The sequence below is a fragment of the Paucibacter sp. JuS9 genome (assembly GCF_044043925.2).
GTDB lineage: Bacteria > Pseudomonadota > Gammaproteobacteria > Burkholderiales > Burkholderiaceae_C > JAUASW01.
This window is the reverse complement of the sequence record NZ_CP194172.1, coordinates 1,691,052-1,707,717: the sequence shown is the minus strand read 5'-3', so window position 1 is coordinate 1,707,717 and position 16,666 is coordinate 1,691,052. Positions and strand designations below refer to the sequence as shown.

The 16,666-nt window shown below is 64.9% G+C and carries 19 protein-coding genes and 1 riboswitch; of the genes, 18 read left to right on the top strand and 1 reads right to left on the bottom strand.

Features of this window, described 5'->3' with window-relative positions; all coding sequences use genetic code 11:
- Positions 1 to 34 precede the first annotated feature (34 nt).
- Positions 35 to 829: a YdcF family protein gene (locus ABT392_RS07550; RefSeq protein WP_395386151.1), complete on the top strand. Its 795-nt coding sequence runs from the start codon at positions 35 to 37 to the stop codon at positions 827 to 829.
- Between the two features lie 219 nt (positions 830 to 1,048).
- Here ABT392_RS07550 and ubiD read toward each other — a convergent pair whose 3' ends face one another.
- Entirely contained in the window at positions 1,049 to 2,611 is a 1,563-nt protein-coding gene (gene ubiD / locus ABT392_RS07545) for a 4-hydroxy-3-polyprenylbenzoate decarboxylase (RefSeq protein ID WP_395386152.1), read from the bottom strand.
- 276 nt (positions 2,612 to 2,887) lie between these two features.
- Here ubiD and ABT392_RS07540 point away from each other — a divergent pair, with 276 nt between their 5' ends.
- The 17 genes from ABT392_RS07540 (at position 2,888) to tolR (ending at position 16,664) form a co-directional block, all read left to right on the top strand.
- Complete coding sequence (locus tag ABT392_RS07540; protein WP_334276848.1) at positions 2,888 to 3,703, top strand: lytic transglycosylase domain-containing protein; 816 nt, start codon at positions 2,888 to 2,890, stop codon at positions 3,701 to 3,703.
- Positions 3,704 to 3,740: 37 nt separating this feature from the next.
- Positions 3,741 to 3,864: riboswitch (ZMP/ZTP riboswitch) on the top strand.
- 62 nt (positions 3,865 to 3,926) lie between these two features.
- Complete coding sequence (gene glyA / locus ABT392_RS07535) at positions 3,927 to 5,177, top strand: serine hydroxymethyltransferase (RefSeq protein WP_395386153.1); 1,251 nt, start codon at positions 3,927 to 3,929, stop codon at positions 5,175 to 5,177.
- Positions 5,178 to 5,192: 15 nt separating this feature from the next.
- The gene (nrdR, locus tag ABT392_RS07530; RefSeq protein ID WP_282822838.1) at positions 5,193 to 5,636 is read left to right on the top strand and encodes a transcriptional regulator NrdR; all 444 of its coding nucleotides are present in this window, start codon (positions 5,193 to 5,195) and stop codon (positions 5,634 to 5,636) included.
- A 111-nt stretch (positions 5,637 to 5,747) separates the two neighbouring features.
- Positions 5,748 to 6,293, top strand: coding sequence for a GspH/FimT family pseudopilin (locus ABT392_RS07525; RefSeq protein ID WP_334276851.1), 546 nt, complete (start codon positions 5,748 to 5,750; stop codon positions 6,291 to 6,293).
- Between the two features lie 126 nt (positions 6,294 to 6,419).
- The gene (locus ABT392_RS07520; protein WP_334276852.1) at positions 6,420 to 6,899 is read left to right on the top strand and encodes a type IV pilin protein; all 480 of its coding nucleotides are present in this window, start codon (positions 6,420 to 6,422) and stop codon (positions 6,897 to 6,899) included.
- The gene (locus tag ABT392_RS07515; protein ID WP_334276853.1) at positions 6,896 to 7,438 is read left to right on the top strand and encodes a GspH/FimT family pseudopilin; all 543 of its coding nucleotides are present in this window, start codon (positions 6,896 to 6,898) and stop codon (positions 7,436 to 7,438) included. Before ABT392_RS07520 ends, ABT392_RS07515 begins: the two co-directional genes overlap by 4 nt.
- A complete protein-coding gene (locus ABT392_RS07510; RefSeq protein WP_334276854.1) occupies positions 7,438 to 8,139 on the top strand; it encodes a PilW family protein in 702 nt (233 codons plus the stop codon). The genes ABT392_RS07515 and ABT392_RS07510 overlap by 1 nt, the downstream gene beginning before the upstream one ends.
- Positions 8,136 to 9,455, top strand: coding sequence for a pilus assembly PilX family protein (locus tag ABT392_RS07505; protein WP_395386154.1), 1,320 nt, complete (start codon positions 8,136 to 8,138; stop codon positions 9,453 to 9,455). Before ABT392_RS07510 ends, ABT392_RS07505 begins: the two co-directional genes overlap by 4 nt.
- The gene (locus tag ABT392_RS07500; protein ID WP_395386155.1) at positions 9,452 to 10,648 is read left to right on the top strand and encodes a type IV pilus modification PilV family protein; all 1,197 of its coding nucleotides are present in this window, start codon (positions 9,452 to 9,454) and stop codon (positions 10,646 to 10,648) included. The genes ABT392_RS07505 and ABT392_RS07500 overlap by 4 nt, the downstream gene beginning before the upstream one ends.
- 25 nt (positions 10,649 to 10,673) lie before the next feature.
- Positions 10,674 to 11,849 carry a bifunctional diaminohydroxyphosphoribosylaminopyrimidine deaminase/5-amino-6-(5-phosphoribosylamino)uracil reductase RibD gene (gene ribD / locus ABT392_RS07495; protein ID WP_395386156.1) on the top strand — a complete coding sequence of 392 codons (1,176 nt, stop codon included), beginning with the start codon at positions 10,674 to 10,676 and terminating at the stop codon, positions 11,847 to 11,849.
- Positions 11,850 to 11,889: 40 nt separating this feature from the next.
- Positions 11,890 to 12,981: a bifunctional 3,4-dihydroxy-2-butanone-4-phosphate synthase/GTP cyclohydrolase II gene (gene ribBA / locus ABT392_RS07490; RefSeq protein ID WP_334276858.1), complete on the top strand. Its 1,092-nt coding sequence runs from the start codon at positions 11,890 to 11,892 to the stop codon at positions 12,979 to 12,981.
- 6 nt (positions 12,982 to 12,987) lie between these two features.
- Positions 12,988 to 13,452: a 6,7-dimethyl-8-ribityllumazine synthase gene (gene ribH / locus ABT392_RS07485; protein ID WP_395386158.1), complete on the top strand. Its 465-nt coding sequence runs from the start codon at positions 12,988 to 12,990 to the stop codon at positions 13,450 to 13,452.
- A 23-nt stretch (positions 13,453 to 13,475) separates the two neighbouring features.
- A complete protein-coding gene (nusB, locus tag ABT392_RS07480) occupies positions 13,476 to 13,958 on the top strand; it encodes a transcription antitermination factor NusB (RefSeq protein ID WP_334277356.1) in 483 nt (160 codons plus the stop codon).
- A complete protein-coding gene (locus tag ABT392_RS07475; protein WP_395386159.1) occupies positions 13,955 to 15,139 on the top strand; it encodes a pyridoxal phosphate-dependent aminotransferase in 1,185 nt (394 codons plus the stop codon). The genes nusB and ABT392_RS07475 overlap by 4 nt, the downstream gene beginning before the upstream one ends.
- Complete coding sequence (gene ybgC, locus ABT392_RS07470; protein ID WP_395386160.1) at positions 15,136 to 15,543, top strand: tol-pal system-associated acyl-CoA thioesterase; 408 nt, start codon at positions 15,136 to 15,138, stop codon at positions 15,541 to 15,543. Before ABT392_RS07475 ends, ybgC begins: the two co-directional genes overlap by 4 nt.
- Complete coding sequence (gene tolQ, locus ABT392_RS07465) at positions 15,540 to 16,226, top strand: protein TolQ (protein WP_334276862.1); 687 nt, start codon at positions 15,540 to 15,542, stop codon at positions 16,224 to 16,226. Before ybgC ends, tolQ begins: the two co-directional genes overlap by 4 nt.
- A 3-nt stretch (positions 16,227 to 16,229) precedes the next feature.
- A complete protein-coding gene (tolR, locus tag ABT392_RS07460; RefSeq protein ID WP_334276863.1) occupies positions 16,230 to 16,664 on the top strand; it encodes a protein TolR in 435 nt (144 codons plus the stop codon).
- Positions 16,665 to 16,666 lie beyond the last annotated feature (2 nt).

The window sequence follows — 16,666 nt, the reverse complement described above, 5'->3', positions numbered from 1 at the left end:
GGACGGATATTGTGGGACCCCTACGATAGCGCCCATGCTGACACCCGACCATGTGCTCTACCTGCTGAAGCCCTTGCTCCTGGCGCTGCTGCTTCCGCCCACGCCGGGCTTGCTGCTGATCGCCCTTGGCGGCCTCTGGCTGAGACAGAGGAAGCTGGGCCGCGGAGTTCTGGTGGCCGGTCTGCTCTATTGCTGGTTGAGCTGCACCGATTGGTTTGCGATCCAGCTTCAGAGCTTGCTGCTCAATCCGCCGCCAGCGCTGAGTTCAGCGCAGATGGTGGCATTGGCCCAGCGGTCCGGGACCGCGGTTTTCGTTCTGGGCGGCGGCAGCACGGCGCGCGTACCCGAGTACGAGTTCGCGCCGGATTTGAGCCCGCTCTCCCACGAGCGCCTGCGCTACGGCGTGTGGTTGGCCCGGCGCCTGCAGGCACCGCTGGGCTTCAGTGGCGGGATTTCCAGCCTCGGCGCGCCGGGCCGCATGCCCGAAGGTGTGCTGGCGCAAAGAATCGCGAGTGACCAGTTTGGCCTGCCGCTGCGCTGGGTTGAAAGTGGCTCGAGAGACACCCGTGAAAACGCCCGGCTGAGCGTGCCTCTGCTGAAGGCCGATGGCGTGAAGCATGTGCTGCTGGTGACGCATGCAATGCATGTGCCTCGCGCGCTGCGCGCCTTCAAGTCGGTGGCGCCCGTGGACATGGAGTTGATTCCGGCCGGCATCGACTACCGCGCCGAGGGCCCATGGAGCTGGGGCGACTTTCTGCCTGCTTCAACCGGCTTCCACAAGAACCGCTACGTCTGGACCGAATTCCTGGGCTTGCTGTCTGGTCATTGAGCCAAAGGCCGCTCAGCGCTGAGGAACGGGGCCCAGAAATGACAAACCCCACCCCTGTCGGGGTGGGGCGGACGGACACGCCGTCATTGGGGCTCCAGAGCGATTTGCTCCAGGGCTCCTGGCGCGCAAAGATTGCGCCAGAGGTTGAACCTGCGAACAGGCTATTCAACAGTAGGTGAGGCCCACGGCCAATTCAAGCAAGCGGCGCGGCTGCAAACCCTAGTTGCCAGAGCGGCCGAAAAGTTGTTCGAACAACGCGTCGGCGCGCTGCTGCACCTGCGGCTCCATCGCAATCGTGCGACCCCATTCGCGCGGCGTCTCGCCCGGCCACTTGTTGGTCGCGTCCATGCCCATCTTGCCGCCGAGTCCGCTGACCGGCGAGGCGAAGTCCAGGTAGTCGATCGGCGTGTTCTCGACCAGTGTCGTGTCGCGCACCGGGTCCATGCGCGTCGTGATCGCCCAGACCACTTCCTTCCAGTCGCGGATGTTGATGTCCTCGTCCACCACCACGATGAACTTGGTGTACATGAACTGGCGCAGAAAGCTCCACAGGCCGAACATCAGGCGCTTGGCATGGCCCGGATAGGCCTTCTTGATCGAGATGACCGCCATGCGGTAGCTGCAACCCTCGGGTGGCAGATAGAAGTCCACGATCTCGCTGAACTGCTTCTGCAGGATGGGCACGAAGACCTCGTTCAAGGCGACACCGAGGATGGCTGGCTCGTCGGGCGGCTTGCCGGTATAGGTCGAGTGATAGATCGGGTTCTCGCGCTGCGTCAGGCGGCGGACTTCGAACACCGGGAACCAGTCCTGTTCGTTGTAGTAGCCGGTGTGATCGCCGTATGGACCTTCGAGCGCGTGGAGATAGCCACCCACTTCCTTCACGGGCACGCCGTCTTCGCTGTGGCCGTTGAAGCCGCGCTCGGCCGTCGGGATATGCCCTTCCAGCACGATCTCGGCGCTGGCCGGCACCTGCAACATGCGGCCTGCCTCGCCGACGTTCGTGTCAACCAGTTCGGTGCGCGAGCCCCGCAAAAGGCCGGCGAACTGATATTCGGACAGGCTGTCCGGCACCGGTGTCACCGCGCCGAGGATGGTGGCCGGATCCGCGCCAAGCGCCACCGCTATCGGGAAAGGCTGGCCCGGGTTGGCCTGGGCGAATGAGCGGAAGTCCAGCGCGCCGCCCCGGTGGGCAAGCCAGCGCATGATCACCTGGTTGCTGGCAATGATCTGCTGGCGATAGATGCCCAGGTTCTGGCGCAAGCGCGGCTGCGGTACCGACTGCGGGCCGCGGGTCACCACCAGGCCCCAGGTGATCAAGGGCGCCTCGTCGCCCGGCCAGCAAGTCTGGACAGGCAGGCGTTTCAGGTCGACTTCGGGGCCTTCGAAGCATTCTTGCTGGCAGGAGGCCTTGCGCACGACACTGGGTTTCATGTCCCACAGCGACTTGGCCATCTGGAACAGCCGGCCTGCGTCCTTCAAACCCTTGGGCGGCTCCGGCTCCTTCAGGCTGGCCAGAACCTGGCCGACCTCCCGCAGTTCCTGCAGGTTCTCCGCCCCCATGCCCAGGGCCACCCGGCGGGTCGTGCCGAACAGATTTGTAAGTGCGGGCGTCTTGAAGCCGGCTGGCTGTTCGAACAGCAAGGCCGGGCCTTCAGCACGCAGCACCCGGTCGCTCAAGGCCGTCATCTCCAGGACCGGAGACACGGGTTGGGCAATCCGGCGCAGCTCGCCCATGCGTTCCAGAGCCCCGATGAAGTCCCGCAGGTCCTTGTATTTCATAACTATCCGTAATTTAGAAAAGGCCTTATGACCTTGACCGGTTATTTTTGGACCGTAAAATTCGCACGCCTTGCCAAGTGCAGGGTTAACCCGTGCTCCAACTTTTCGGGAGGGATGGAGCATGCCGCTGCCGATGGACGCCGTCCTGGCTGGGCTCGAGCTTCACTGCTTGCGCCTCTGGCCCAGACAAGCGCGGCCCATTATCACTGTCACCCGATGCAGTCACCGACCTCTCAAGGCGGGCGACGGCCAAGGTGCGGAGAAGAAAGGAGTCACATGACAGCGCGTCGTGATCTGCAATCCCTGAGCGACAAGGCCAACGCAGCCTTGTCCCTGTTTTTCAAGGACATCGGCCAGGGCCTCCTGGTCGTGAGCCACAACACGCTGGCCCTGGTTGGCCTGGCTGTGGTGACCATCCTCCTGATGGTTCTCTCGCAAGCCGACTTGCGCCACAAGTTCGAGACCGTGGCGCTGGGCTGGCTCAATGCCCGCAGTGAAGCGCGTGCGGAAGCTGAAGGCCGCCTGCTGGTTCATTTGAGTGAACCCGAGGCTGTGAATCGCGCCACGGCTGCCGACCCGAAGGACCTGCCGCGTCAGCAAGCTGCGGTCGCACTGTGGCTGGCTCGCAAGTACAAGGTCGCACCGGAGCCCATCAGCCGCCTCGTGCAGGAAGCTTGGTCGATCGGCCAGCGCGCCCATGTCGAGCCGACCTTGATCCTGGCCGTGATGGCCGTCGAATCCGGTTTCAATCCGTTTGCCCAGAGCAGCGTAGGCGCCCAGGGCCTGATGCAGGTGCTGACCCGCGTTCACGACGACAAGTACGAGGCCTTCGGCGGCAATCTGGCGGCCTTTGACCCGATCACGAACCTGCGCGTCGGCGTGCAGGTGCTGCGTGATTGCATCCAGCGCGCCGGCAGTGTGGAAGAAGGCTTGCGCCACTATGTCGGCGCGGCCAACCTGCCGGACGACTCCGGCTACGCGACCCGCGTCTTGGCCGAGCATGAGCAGATGAAGGCCATCGCCAACGGCAAGCCTGCCCCGAAGCCGGCAGCCCCCAAGCCTGTCGAAGAGCAAGTCGCTCTTTTGCGATGACTCGAACGAGCGCCTGCCGCGATGGCAGGCGCTACACTGCGGCTTCGCGCGACTGGCGATCAGGGCCGAGCTCTCGGCCCGAGGTGGATACACCGTGGAGCGCGAGCGGCCGAGGCTGTTGCAAAGCCCGTCCGTATCAGCCGTTCGCCTGGGCAGCCCCGCGTTTCCGCGCATGCGTGGAGCCGTGCGTGGCGCCACCTCTTGAACAAACCCATCAGCCACCATGTTTGATCGCAGCCAATCCACTCTCGCCAATGTCGACCCTGATTTGTGGGCAGCCATCCAGCAGGAAAACCAGCGCCAGGAAGATCACATCGAGCTGATCGCCTCGGAAAACTACACCTCGCCGGCCGTGATGCAGGCGCAGGGCAGCCAGCTGACCAACAAGTACGCCGAGGGCTATCCCGGCAAGCGCTACTACGGTGGCTGCGAGTACGTGGACGTGGTCGAGCAACTCGCCATTGACCGCCTGAAGCAGCTCTACGGTGCCAACTTCGCCAATGTGCAGGCCAACTCGGGCTCGCAAGCCAACCAGGGCGTGTTCTTCGCGTTGCTGCAGCCGGGCGACACCATCATGGGCATGAGCCTGGCCGAAGGCGGTCACCTGACCCACGGCATGGCACTGAACATGAGCGGCAAGTGGTTCAACGTGGTCAGTTACGGTCTCAACGAGAAGGAAGAGATCGACTACGACGCGATGGAAGCCCTGGCCCGCGAGAAGAAGCCAAAGCTGATCATCGCTGGCGCTTCGGCCTACAGCCTGCGCATCGATTTCGAGCGCTTCGGCAAGATCGCCAAGGAAATCGGCGCCTACTTCATGGTGGACATGGCCCACTACGCCGGCCTGATTGCTGCTGGCGTCTACCCTAACCCGATGCCCTATGCCGACGTGGTCACCTCGACCACGCACAAGAGTCTGCGCGGCCCGCGCGGCGGCATCATCCTGATGAACGACGAGGCGATTGCCAAGAAGATCAACAGCGCCATTTTTCCCGGCATCCAGGGCGGACCGTTGATGCACGTCATCGCCGGCAAGGCCGTGGCCTTCAAGGAAGCGCTGACGCCTGAGTTCAAGGCCTACCAGCAGCAGGTGGTCAAGAACGCCAAGGTGCTGGCCGACACGCTGATCGAGCGGGGCCTGCGCATCGTCTCCGGCGGTACCGAGAGCCATGTGATGCTGGTGGACCTGCGACCCAAGGGCCTGACCGGCAAGGAAGCCGAAGCGCTGCTGGGCAAGGCCCACATGACCTGCAACAAGAACGGTATTCCGAACGATCCGCAAAAACCCATGGTCACCAGCGGCATCCGCCTGGGTACGCCGGCCATGACCACGCGCGGTTTCAAGGAAGAGCAGGTGCGCGCCACGGCCCACCTGATCGCCGACGTGCTGGACAAGCCGAACGACGAGGCCGTGCTCGAGGCAGTGCGCGCCAACGTGGCCGCGCTGACGCGCGACTTTCCGGTCTACCGCTGATTCTCAAGAGGCCCGATGCGCTGTCCTTTTTGCAGCCACACCGAAACTCAGGTCGCCGAGACCCGGGAATCGGACGAAGGCGACGTCATTCGGCGTCGCCGCCGTTGCCTGAGCTGCGACAAGCGCTTCACCACCTATGAGCGGGCGGAAATCGCCCTGCCCGCCGTGGTCAAGAAGGACGGCACCCGGGCGGACTTCGAACCAGCCAAGCTGCGGGCTTCGATGCAGCTGGCCTTGCGCAAGCGGCCGGTGAGCATCGAGCAGATCGATGCTGCGCTGGCCCGCATCGAAGAGAAGCTGCTCGCCAGCGGCGCGCGCGAAATGCCTTCCACCAAGCTCGGCGAGCTGGTGATGCGCGAACTCAAGCGCATCGACAAGGTGGCCTATGTGCGCTTCGCCTCGGTCTATCGCAGCTTCGAGGATGTGGACGAATTCCGGCAGCTGATCCGGGACATCTGAGCTTCGCCTCCCCCCAGCTGGGGACACCCTCCTCTCCAGGAATGAAGCCGGCACGAGCCGGCTTTTCTACATTGCTTGCACAAAGAGCGATGAGCCTGAGGGAGGAGCGTCATGAGCAAGCTTGCACCGAAAGGGATGCAAGGCCTTGGCCTGGTCGAATGCCTGATGTATTGCGCGATTCTCGGCATCCTGCTCGGCAAGGCCCTGCCTGCCATGCAGGAACTCAGGCTGCGACAGCGCATCCAGGGCCTGGCCGAAACCGTCAGGACGGACGTGATGCTGGCCCGTGGCGAGTCGATCCGGCTCGGCGAGGCGGTCCATGTGCGATTCAATGTGCACGCCACTGGCACCTGCTATCTGCTTCACACCGGTGCCAGCGGCGCATGTGCCTGCAACAGCGACGGGCTTGCCGTGTGCAGCGCCGAGGCTCAGTCGCTCAAGCTTCATTGGATACCGCTGGAGCTTCGCGCCAGCGTCAAGGCCAATGTTCCCAGCATGGCCTTTTCAGGCTACCGCGGCACGGTCAGCCCGACTGGCAGCATCGACATCGCGGCCACCGACCGGAAAGCGACGATCCGCCACGTGGTCAGCCTCGCCGGTCGGGTGCGCAGCTGTACTCCCGACGGCAGTTTCAGGCGGCTGAACGCCTGTTCCTGAACCGCTCCCGAACCTGTCCATGAGGCTTGCTCCCATGTTCGAGGGGCTGACTGACAAGCGGTGTCTGGGTGCCGATGAGTGGTATTTCCGGGCTTAAGACCAGCAAGGAAGTGCCAATAATTGCGCATGACGATGCCATTCGTGCCCATCGACGGTTCCCAAAGTGCCGGCCGCTTGCTAGGCCTTCGTGGGTTCACGCTGATCGAATTGCTGATCACCCTGGTCGTGATCGGCATCCTGGCGGCCATTGCCCTGCCGTCCTACCAGCAATACATGTTTCGCAGCCGCCGGGCCGACGCCACCAGTGCCTTGAACAGCTTGCAGCTTGCCCAGGAACGGTACCGGGCCAATCAGCCCAGCTACGCGGCGAGCATGTCCACCTTGGGCGTTGGCTCCTCGACCTCGCCGCAAGGCCACTACACGATCGCCATCGCTGCCTCTGGTGAGACGGGTTACACCCTCACGGCTTTGGCGAACAGCTCGAGCCCGCAAGACCGGGACACGGACTGCCGCAAATTCGAGCTGAAGATGCTCTCCGGCAATACGACCTATGCCGGCTACAAGTCCGACTTGAGCACCACCAACGACAAATGCTGGGCCAAATGAAGAAGCTGTCGCTCCTATCCCGTGGTGTCACCTTGGTCGAAATGCTGATCGTGGTCGGCATTCTGGGCGTCATCCTGGCCGTAGCGGCGCCGTCGCTTGCCGACATGATGGCCAAGCGCCGTGTCGAGATGGTCGCCGCAGAACTGGCAACTTCGCTGGCCTATGCAAGATCCGAAGCAGGCTCGCGACCCAGCAGCGTGCTTGTATTCTTTGGTGGCGGCGGCAGCTGCTACAGCCTCGTCTACTGGGGTGGCGGTGGCGCTTGCAATTGCGCCCTGGGCGCAGGCAATGCCTGTTCTGATCCGGACGCGAGCGGCACCGAGATCAAGACGGTCGCGGTCCCCAGTTCCACGGGGGTGACCCTCTCCTATACCAATGCTGTGGTCACATTCGTCTCGCCGAGCATGACCGTCACGCCGGCCAACCCCTCCATCACTGTCAGCAACCGCGTCGGCCAGATCAGGGTCAGTCTGAACGCGGTGGGCCGCATCTCGAGCTGCAGTCCTGACGGTTCGATCTCGGGGTACGTGCGATGCTGATGCCCCCACTGAACCCGCGCCGTCGTCAGCGCGGCCTGAGCCTCGTCGAGGCCATGGTTGGCATTACCGTGGGCCTGATCGTCGTGGCCGGTGCCACCCTGCTGGTGACGGCTCAGATCACCGAGCATCGTCGGCTGATGATGGAAACCCAAGTCCAGCAGGACCTGCGAGCCGCGGGCGACCTGGTCCTGACGGAGCTCCGTCGCGCTGGCACCTGGGAACAAGCGAACAACAGCGTATGGGCTCCAGGCGCGGCAGCGCCGGCCAGCAACCCCTATTCCAACCTGACCCCGGCGGCCGCTGGCGACAGCACGACCATCACCTATCAGGTCACTGCAGCAGGTCGGGGCGTTTCGCCAGCAGAAGACAACATCGTCAGCGCCGCCGAGGAGCGCAGTTTCTTCTTGTCCGGCACTACGCTTTATTACCGCCTGACCGCTGACGCTGATGTCGCAGCGCAGCCCCTGACTGACCCCAACTCGCTGAAGATCACCGACTTCAAGGTGAAGCTTCTGGTGCAGAGCGTGCCCTTGGACAGCTTCTGCAACGTGCCCTGCGTGGCAGGCACCTGCCCGGTGCAGGAAGTGCGTCGGATCGTGGTTTCGATCACCGGCGAATCGGTAAGCAAGCCCGTTGTCGTTCGCAATGTGGAGGTCAGCACCCGCCTGCGCAATGACCGCATCGTCGGGAGCTGCGCATGACGCATCGCATGCACACTTCACTGCGGCAGCGGCAAGCTGGCGCGGCCACCCTCGTGGTCGTGATGTCCCTGTTCCTGATCGTGGCCATGCTGGCGGCATTCGCCAGCCGGAACATGGTCTATGAGCAACGCATCGCCAGCAACTACTACCGCACAGGAGTAGCCTATGAAGCGGCAGAGGCGGGTGTCGAATGGGCGCTGGCCATGGTCAACGGAGACAATGTCGATGCCGCTTGCCAGAACAGCAGCGCAGGCACCAGTTTGCGCGACCGCTACCTGCGCATCAACCAGAGCACCCGCGTGGTCACCAAGGCTTCGACCAGCGAATCGGCAATGCTCGCCTGCTTCAACAATGGTGCCAACAGCTGGGCATGCCAATGCCCGACGCCCCACCCCACAAGTGCCAGCACGTTTGTGATTCCCGCGGCGGTGGCGGGCGTCGGCTTGCAGCCGACGTTCAGCGTCGGCTTCAAGGTCGGCGGTCGACCCGGCACTGCACGGCTGACAGTGTCCGGCTGCACCGGCCTCAACCTCAATGAATGCGGAAACAACTTCATTGCTGCAGCCAACTCGCTGAGCAGGGTTGACCGCGCCGTCGATATCGCCTTGGTCAGCGCGCTGAAGATGCCTCCCGTCAGCCCGCTGGTGGCCAGGGGCACGGTGTCGCCTGGAAGTCCGGCCGCGCTGGGCCTGTTCAACACGGCGCCGTCCGGTTCCGGCCTGCTCGCCCAAACCGGCCATGCGCTGGCAATTGCAGACCTGGCCCACGCCGAAGGACTGCCCGGCAGCCTGGCCAGCGACCATGTCATTGCCGACGACACCACGATTCGCAGCCAGGCGGCCGAACTGTTCTTTGCCAGCTTTTTCGGCATGAACAGTGATTACTACCGTGGCCAGCCCAAGATGCGCAAGATTGACGTTGCCGCCAGCTGTGGCGGCGACTGCACGGTGCCACTGGTAGACAAGTTGGCTGCTGGCGGACAGATGTTCTGGCTGGACGCTCCGGCCACGTTTGCCGCCAACGTGAACCTGGGTGGCCCGACCAATCCGGTGGTCATCATCGTCAACGGCGACCTGACCATCAGCGAACCCATTCAGATCTATGGCCTGCTCTATGTCCGCGGCAACCTGAGCTGGAGCAACGGCAGCGCCTTGCCAGCGACAGTGACCGGCGCCGTGGTGGTCGAGGGCAATGTTCTGGCGAGCGGCACGGGCGCGATCAATATGGTCTATGACGCGACCTTGATGCAGATCTTGAACAACCAGCGGGGCAGCTTCGTGCGCGTGCCCGGCAGTGCATGGGATCAGGCGCGATGAGCCGCCGTCACGTCTCCCGCCAAGCCCGGCTTCGTGCCCGCGGCGTGACCCTGGTCGAAGCCATGGTCGCCTTGCTGATCATGTCCTTCGGCATGCTGGCCCTGGTCGGCCTGCAGGCCAACCTGCGCCGCAGTGCAGACGTGGCCAAGCAGCGCAGCGAAGCCACCAAGCTGGCACAAGTCAATATGGAAGGATCGCGGGCTTTTGCTGCCCTGGAGACGGCCAGTGCGCCCGTCGGTGTGACTGCCTTTGATGCGCTCGCGGCCGCATCTGTCAACAGCGCCGGCCGCACCGACAGCAATGCCACCTTTGCCCTGACCCGCCGGGTGCTCGCCATCGACAACCCGCCGATGAGCGCGGTCGATCTCTCCCTGGAGTGGCTGGATCGCGCCGGTGAATCGCAGGTGGTGCGCCTGGCGACCTTCATCGCCAAGGTAGATCCGGGTCTCAGCGGCTCCCTGATGATTCCGCCGCCGGACGGCATTTCCAGCCGACGCCCGCAAGGCCGCAACCCTGCCATTCCGGTCATTGCGACGGACACGGGCACAGGCAAGAGCGTATTCAAGCCCGACCCCAGCGGTACCGTGGCCTGGGTGTTCAACAACATCACCGGCGAGATCACGAACATCTGCACGGGCCTGTTGGCCGCGACGCCGGTGGCCGACATCGACATCAGCGCCTGCGGCCTTGCCAAGGGCTATCTCTTGAGCGGCTATGTCCGTTACTCATTGGCCTCGCCACCCGACCCTGACCTGCCGAGCAGCGGCGCCCTGAGCTTTGGCCTGGACCTGACGGTTGACGTTGCGGCCGAGTACCTGCTCACCCCCACCTACCAATGCTTCAGCCGCTTGCCCACCGCTACCGTGGGTAGCTACTACTGCGTCGTCTACCCCCGCAGCGGCACAGGCGACGCCACGAGTCGGCCGCTCAACACCTGGGGCGGGCGCCTGGAGCTGAGCGGCATCTCGTTGTCCTCCTACAAGGTCTGCCGCTATTCAGCCGACTACGACGGCAATGGCAGCATCTCCAATGGCGAGCATCCTGCCAGCTACACCAAGGTGGGCGGTGCCCTGACCCGGCAGAACTTCCTGGTGATTCGTGCAATCGACAGTTGCCCGGCCGGCCACGCGGCATCGCCCAGCACCGGTGTGTTCACCAACACGGCCACCGTTCTGCATCAGCCCCTGCCGTGATGAGACAGGCGGCTAGACTGCTGCCATGCCTGCACTGCCTGCCCGGCCCCTGGCCACCGAGCCCTTTACAGATGACTTGAGCGCGATGCGCCAGGCGCTTGATCTGGCGCATTTCGCCGTCGGCCTGTCCGACCCCAACCCCCGCGTCGGCTGCGTGATCGTAGATGCCAACGGCAGGCTGCTGGGCCGGGGCCACACGCAAGCCGCCGGCCAGGCTCACGCCGAGGTCATGGCCTTGCGTGATGCGGCTGAACACGGCGAGCAGGTACAGGGCGCCACCGCTTACGTGACGCTGGAGCCCTGCTCCCACCATGGCCGGACGCCCCCCTGCTGCGAAGCCTTGATCGCCGCGGGCATCGCGCGCGTCGTGGCGGCCTGTGTGGACCCCAACCCTGTCGTCAGCGGCCAAGGCCTGGCGCGCCTGCGTGCCGCGGGCATCAAGGCCGAGCTCCTCGATTCTGGTGGTCTCGGTGATCAGGCCCGGGAACTGAATATCGGCTTTTTCTCCCGCATGCTGCGCGGCCGGCCCTATGTGCGAATGAAGGCTGCCGCCTCGCTGGACGGCCGCACCGCCCTGCCCGATGGCAGCAGCCAATGGATCACGGCCGAGGCAGCCCGCCGCGATGGCCACGCCTGGCGCAAGCGCTCTGGTGCAGTGTTGACCGGCATCGGCACCTTGCTGGACGATGATCCGCGCCTTGATGTGCGCCTGGTCGATACGGCGATGCAGCCGCTGCGCGTCGTGATCGATTCGCGCCTTCAAACGCCACCTGGCGCCAAGCTCTTGCAGCCACCCGGCCAGGTTCTCATCTATGCGGCCCAAGCCGACGAGACCAAGGCCGCCGCACTGCGCCAGAAGGGTGCGGAGATCGCCCTGCTGCCCAACCCGGACGGCAAGGTGGACCTGGCTGCGGTACTGGACGACCTGGGCCGGCGCGGCATCAATGAACTGCACGTCGAGGCCGGCCACAAGCTCAACGGTTCCTTCATTCGCGAGGGCCTGGTCGACGAACTGCTGCTCTACCTGGCGCCCAAGCTGCTGGGCCTGGGCCGCGAGATCGCCACGTTTGGCCCGCTGGCAAGCCTTGACCAGGCGGTGCAGCTCGATTGGCTGGACCACGTGCCAATGGGCGCCGACCTGCGCCTGCGTGCGAGGCCCCAGGGCCGACTGGGCTCCTGGTTGCCTTCCGACAAGGCCTGAGCGGTTCGAGGGTGGGCCCTGCCCGCCTACAATCGCGCCCATGCCCATATCTCCTGTTCCCGAGCTGGTCGCCGAGCTGGCCGCCGGCCGCATGGTCATCCTGGTTGACGAAGAAGATCGTGAGAACGAGGGTGACCTCGTCCTGGCCGCCGACCACGTGACGCCCGAAGCAATCAATTTCATGGCCAAGTTCGGCCGTGGACTGATCTGCCTGACCCTCACTCGCGAGCGTTGCGAAGCCTTGCAACTGCCGCCCATGGCGCCGCGCAATGGCACCAAGCACGGCACGGCCTTCACCGTCTCCATCGAGGCTGCCACTGGCGTCACCACCGGCATCTCGGCGGCAGACCGCGCGCGCACCGTTCAGGCTGCTGTCGCCAAGGGCGCCAAGTCCAGCGACCTGGTCCAGCCAGGCCACATCTTCCCCTTGCAGGCGCAGGACGGCGGCGTGCTGATGCGCGCAGGCCATACCGAAGCTGGCTGCGACCTGTCGCAGATGGCCGGCCTGAGCCCGGCCTCCGTGATCTGCGAGATCATGAAGGATGACGGCACCATGGCGCGCTTGCCGGACCTGGAGCTCTTCGCCCAGGAGCACGGCCTGAAGATCGGCACCATCGCCGACCTGATCGAGTACCGCAGCCGCAATGAATCACTGGTCAAGCAAGTGGCCGAGCGCAAGCTCAACACGGCTCAAGGTGAATTCGATTGCCGCGTGTTCCGGGACCGTACCGGTGCAGTCCATCTGGCGCTGAGCCACGGCCGTTGGAGCCCGAGCGACGAAGTGCTGGTGCGCGTGCACGAGCCGTTATCGGTGCTCGACCTTCTTGATGCCGGCCCCTGCAGCCATTCCTGGCCCCTGCCCTCGGCCCTGGCCGCGATCAAGGCCGAGTCGCACGGCGCCCTGCTCCTCCTGAACTGCGGTGAAGAAGCCGAAGCGCTGCTGGGCCGCCTGCAAGGCGAGCGCAATACACCGCCGGCCTCGGCCATGGACCTGCGCACCTACGGCGTTGGCGCCCAGATCCTGCGCGAGCTCGGCATCCACAAGATGAAGCTGCTGGGCAGCCCGCGCCGCATGCCCAGCATGACCGGCTACGGCCTCGAAGTCACCGGCTTCGTGGCCGCCAAGGAGTAAGAGCAGATGCAAGACGCTGACAAGGGCACCGAGCTGAAGCTGGACGGCACGTACCTTCGGGTGGGCATCGTGCAAGCGCGCTTCAACGCGGCGCTGACCGACAAGCTGGCTGAATCCTGCAAGACCGAGCTGCTGGCGCTGGGGGTGACCGAACGCCACATCCGCCACGTCACCGTGCCTGGCGCGCTGGAGGTGCCTATCGCCCTGCAAGCGATGGCCGACAGCGGCGACTACGAAGCGCTGGTTGCGCTGGGCTGCATCATCCGCGGCGAGACCTATCACTTCGAGCTGGTCGCCAACGAGAGCGGCGCTGGCGTGACGCGCATCTCGCTGGACCACCAGATCCCCATCGCCAACGCGATCCTGACCGTTGAGAACGAGGCCCAGGCCTGGGCCCGTGCCGAAGAAAAAGGCCGCGATGCCGGCCGTGTGGCCGTCGAGATGGCCCTACTTTTGAAAGAACTGCAGTGAGCACCCCCAGCAACGAAAAACCTCTGCCCAAGCCGGGCAAGCCGAAGAACCTGGTCAAGAAGCCGGGTGCCAAGTCGGCTCGCCGCCGCTCGCGCGAGGCCGCCTTGCAGGGCCTGTATCAATGGCTGCTGACCGGCGATGACGCCGGCGCCATCGACGCCCACATGCGCGAGCAGGACGGCTTCGACAAGGCCGACCGCGCGCACTACGACGCCTTGCTGCATGGCTGCATTCTTGAAGCCGCCGACCTGGACGCCGTGCTCTCCCGCCATGTGGACCGCGAAACCACCGAGCTCTCGCCCATCGAGCATGCCGTGCTGATGATCGGCGCCTACGAGCTCAAGCACTGCGTCGACATCCCCTACAAGGTCGCCATCAACGAAGCCGTTGAACTGGCCAAGGGCTTCGGCGGCACCGACGGCCACAAGTACGTCAACGGCGTGCTGGACCGCGCCGCCGTGGACCTGCGCCCCACCGAAGTCACGGCGGTACGCGCCGCGCGATGAGACTCGCTGATCGGCTCGATCACATCGAGCCCTTCTACGTCATGGAATGCGCCAAGGCCGCGGACGAAATCGCCCGTGGCCCGTTGTGCGACCCGGCCGCTGGCGGTCGGCGCATGATCTACCTGAACATCGGCGAACCCGACTTCGTGGCGCCGGCCGCGGTGCAGCAGGCGGCGCAAGCCTGCATCGAAAGCGGCCGCACGCAGTACACGCAAGCCACCGGCCTGCTCGCGCTGCGACAGAAGCTGAGTGGCTGGTATCAGCAGCGCTTCGGCCTCGAGATTGCACCGGAGCGCATCGTCATCACGGCGGGCGCTTCGGCAGCCTTGCAACTGGCCTGCCTGGCCTTGTTCCAGCGCGGCGACCAGGTGCTGATGCCTGATCCCAGCTACCCCTGCAACCGCCATTTCGTGGCGGCAGCGGATGCGCAAGCCGTGCTCTTGACCACCGACGCGGCGAGCCGCTATCAGCTCACCGCGGCTCAAGTGGCCGCGGCCTGGAACGAGCACACCCGTGGCATCGTGCTGGCTTCCCCAAGCAACCCGACGGGCACCTCGATCGACCCTGCCGAGATGCAGGCGCTGGTCGAGACCGTGCGCACCCGCGGCGGCGTCAGCATCGTGGACGAGATCTATCTGGGGCTGAGCTTCGAGGCGCGCTATGGCCACAGCGCGCTGGCCTGTGGCGACGACGTCATCTCGGTCAACAGCTTCAGCAAGTACTTCGGCATGACCGGCTGGCGCCTGGGTTGGCTGGTGCTGCCGGCCGCCATGGTGGGCGCGGTTGAAAAGCTCGCGCAGAACCTCTTCATCTGCGCCTCAACTGTGGCCCAGCACGCGGCGCTCGCCTGCTTCGAGCCGGCCGTGATTGATGAATACGAGCGCCGCCGCGCGGCCTTCAAGGCCCGCCGCGACTTCGTGGTCCCGGCATTGAACGACATGGGCCTCACGGTGCCGGTCGAACCCGATGGCGCCTTCTACGCCTGGATCGATTGCTCGGCGTACTCCGCAGACAGCTGGGACTTCGCCCACCGCCTGATGCGCGAGGCACAAGTGGCGCTGACGCCGGGTCGCGACTTCGGCCGCGCCGACCCCGAGCGCTGGCTGCGCCTCTCGTTCGCCAGCAGCGAGGCCGACCTGCGCGAAGCGCTGGCGCGACTGAAGGCGCTGCTCAGACCATGAGAGACACATTGTTTCAGCTCGGCCTGCGCATCTACTGGGAAGACACCGATGCCGGCGGTATCGTCTTCTATGCGAACTACCTGAAGTTCTTCGAACGCGCGCGCACCGAATGGCTGCGCAAGCTGGGCGTGGAGCAGCAGGCGCTGCGCGACGAGCAAGGGCTGATCTTCGTCGTCAGCGAAACGCGCATCCGCTACCTCTCGCCTGCCCGTCTTGATGACTGGCTCGACGTGTCGGTCGAGCTGCGCGAGAGCGGCCGCGCCAGCATGACGTTGTTCCAGCAGGCGCGCTGTGGCGAGCGGTTGCTGGCCGAAGGTGAGATCCGCATCGGCTGCGTGGATGCCGCCACTTTCCGTCCCTCAAGAATTCCTTCTTTCCTCCTGCAGGCCCTGCAAAAGCAATGAATCAAGACCTGTCCATCGTCTCCCTGATCCTCCACGCCAGCTTCACGGTCAAGCTGGTGATCGCGGCCTTGCTGGCGGTCTCGCTGGCCAGCTGGAGCGTCATCTTCAGCAAGCTGATCTCGCTGTCCAAGATCAAGACCAGCAATGAAGCCTTCGAGCAGGAGTTCTGGTCGGGCAAGAACCTGAACGAGCTCTTCTCCACCGTCTCGGCCAAGCAGAACGGCGCGCCGCTGGAGCGCATCTTCGTGGCCGGCATGCGCGAGTTCCTGAAGCTGCGCGAGCGCCGTGTGGCCGAGCCCAGCGCGCTGCTGGACGGCGCCCGCCGCGCGATGCGGGCCAGCTTCCAGCGCGAGCTCGACGCGATGGAATCGCACTTGAGCTTTCTGGCCTCTGTCGGTTCGGTCTCGCCCTATGTGGGCCTGTTCGGCACGATCTGGGGGATCATGCATGCCTTCGTCGGCCTCTCCAACCTCACGCAGGTGACGCTGGCCACCGTCGCCCCCGGCATTGCCGAAGCACTGGTCGCCACGGCCATCGGCTTGTTCGCCGCCATCCCTGCCGTGCTGGCCTACAACCGTTTCGCGCGCCAGATCGACCGCAGCGCGATCACGCTGGAGACCTTCATCGAGGAGTTCTCCAACATCCTGCAGCGCAATGCCGGCCAGCCGGTCGCGGGGAAGTAAGCCATGCCCGCGATGAGCTCGCGTGGCGGCCGCCGCCGCACGATCAACGAGATCAATATGGTGCCCTTCATTGACGTGATGCTGGTGCTCCTGATCATCTTCATGGTCAGCGCGCCGCTGATCACCACGGGCGTCGTGGACCTGCCCAGTGTCGGCCGCTCCAGCCAGCAGCCGCAGCATGTGGTGCATGTGATCGTCGGTGCCGACGAGAAACTGAAGGTCCGTGTCGACAGCCAGGAGCCGCAACCCATCTCGCTGAGTGGGCTCGCAGAGCGCGTCAAGCAGGCCCAGGATGGTGACCCGAAGACACCGGTCGTGATTTCGGCCGACAAGGCGGTGCGCTACGAGGCTGTGGTCAAGGCCATGGACAAGCTGCAGGCCGCCGGCGTGCAGCGCGTGGGCCTGGCGGTGCGCCAAGGATCTACGAGCGAGAACTGATC

Coding starts and splice junctions, on each gene's coding strand:
- ABT392_RS07525 (WP_334276851.1), top strand. CDS start 5,748: ATGAGCAAGCTTGCACCGAAAGGGATGCAAGGCCTTGGCCTGGTCGAA.
- ribBA (WP_334276858.1), top strand. CDS start 11,890: ATGCCCATATCTCCTGTTCCCGAGCTGGTCGCCGAGCTGGCCGCCGGC.
- ribD (WP_395386156.1), top strand. CDS start 10,674: ATGCCTGCACTGCCTGCCCGGCCCCTGGCCACCGAGCCCTTTACAGAT.
- ABT392_RS07500 (WP_395386155.1), top strand. CDS start 9,452: ATGAGCCGCCGTCACGTCTCCCGCCAAGCCCGGCTTCGTGCCCGCGGC.
- ABT392_RS07475 (WP_395386159.1), top strand. CDS start 13,955: ATGAGACTCGCTGATCGGCTCGATCACATCGAGCCCTTCTACGTCATG.
- ybgC (WP_395386160.1), top strand. CDS start 15,136: ATGAGAGACACATTGTTTCAGCTCGGCCTGCGCATCTACTGGGAAGAC.
- tolQ (WP_334276862.1), top strand. CDS start 15,540: ATGAATCAAGACCTGTCCATCGTCTCCCTGATCCTCCACGCCAGCTTC.
- ubiD (WP_395386152.1), bottom strand. CDS start 2,611: ATGAAATACAAGGACCTGCGGGACTTCATCGGGGCTCTGGAACGCATG.
- ABT392_RS07515 (WP_334276853.1), top strand. CDS start 6,896: ATGAAGAAGCTGTCGCTCCTATCCCGTGGTGTCACCTTGGTCGAAATG.
- ABT392_RS07520 (WP_334276852.1), top strand. CDS start 6,420: ATGACGATGCCATTCGTGCCCATCGACGGTTCCCAAAGTGCCGGCCGC.
- ABT392_RS07540 (WP_334276848.1), top strand. CDS start 2,888: ATGACAGCGCGTCGTGATCTGCAATCCCTGAGCGACAAGGCCAACGCA.
- ABT392_RS07510 (WP_334276854.1), top strand. CDS start 7,438: ATGCCCCCACTGAACCCGCGCCGTCGTCAGCGCGGCCTGAGCCTCGTC.
- ABT392_RS07550 (WP_395386151.1), top strand. CDS start 35: ATGCTGACACCCGACCATGTGCTCTACCTGCTGAAGCCCTTGCTCCTG.
- ABT392_RS07505 (WP_395386154.1), top strand. CDS start 8,136: ATGACGCATCGCATGCACACTTCACTGCGGCAGCGGCAAGCTGGCGCG.
- tolR (WP_334276863.1), top strand. CDS start 16,230: ATGCCCGCGATGAGCTCGCGTGGCGGCCGCCGCCGCACGATCAACGAG.
- ribH (WP_395386158.1), top strand. CDS start 12,988: ATGCAAGACGCTGACAAGGGCACCGAGCTGAAGCTGGACGGCACGTAC.
- glyA (WP_395386153.1), top strand. CDS start 3,927: ATGTTTGATCGCAGCCAATCCACTCTCGCCAATGTCGACCCTGATTTG.
- nrdR (WP_282822838.1), top strand. CDS start 5,193: ATGCGCTGTCCTTTTTGCAGCCACACCGAAACTCAGGTCGCCGAGACC.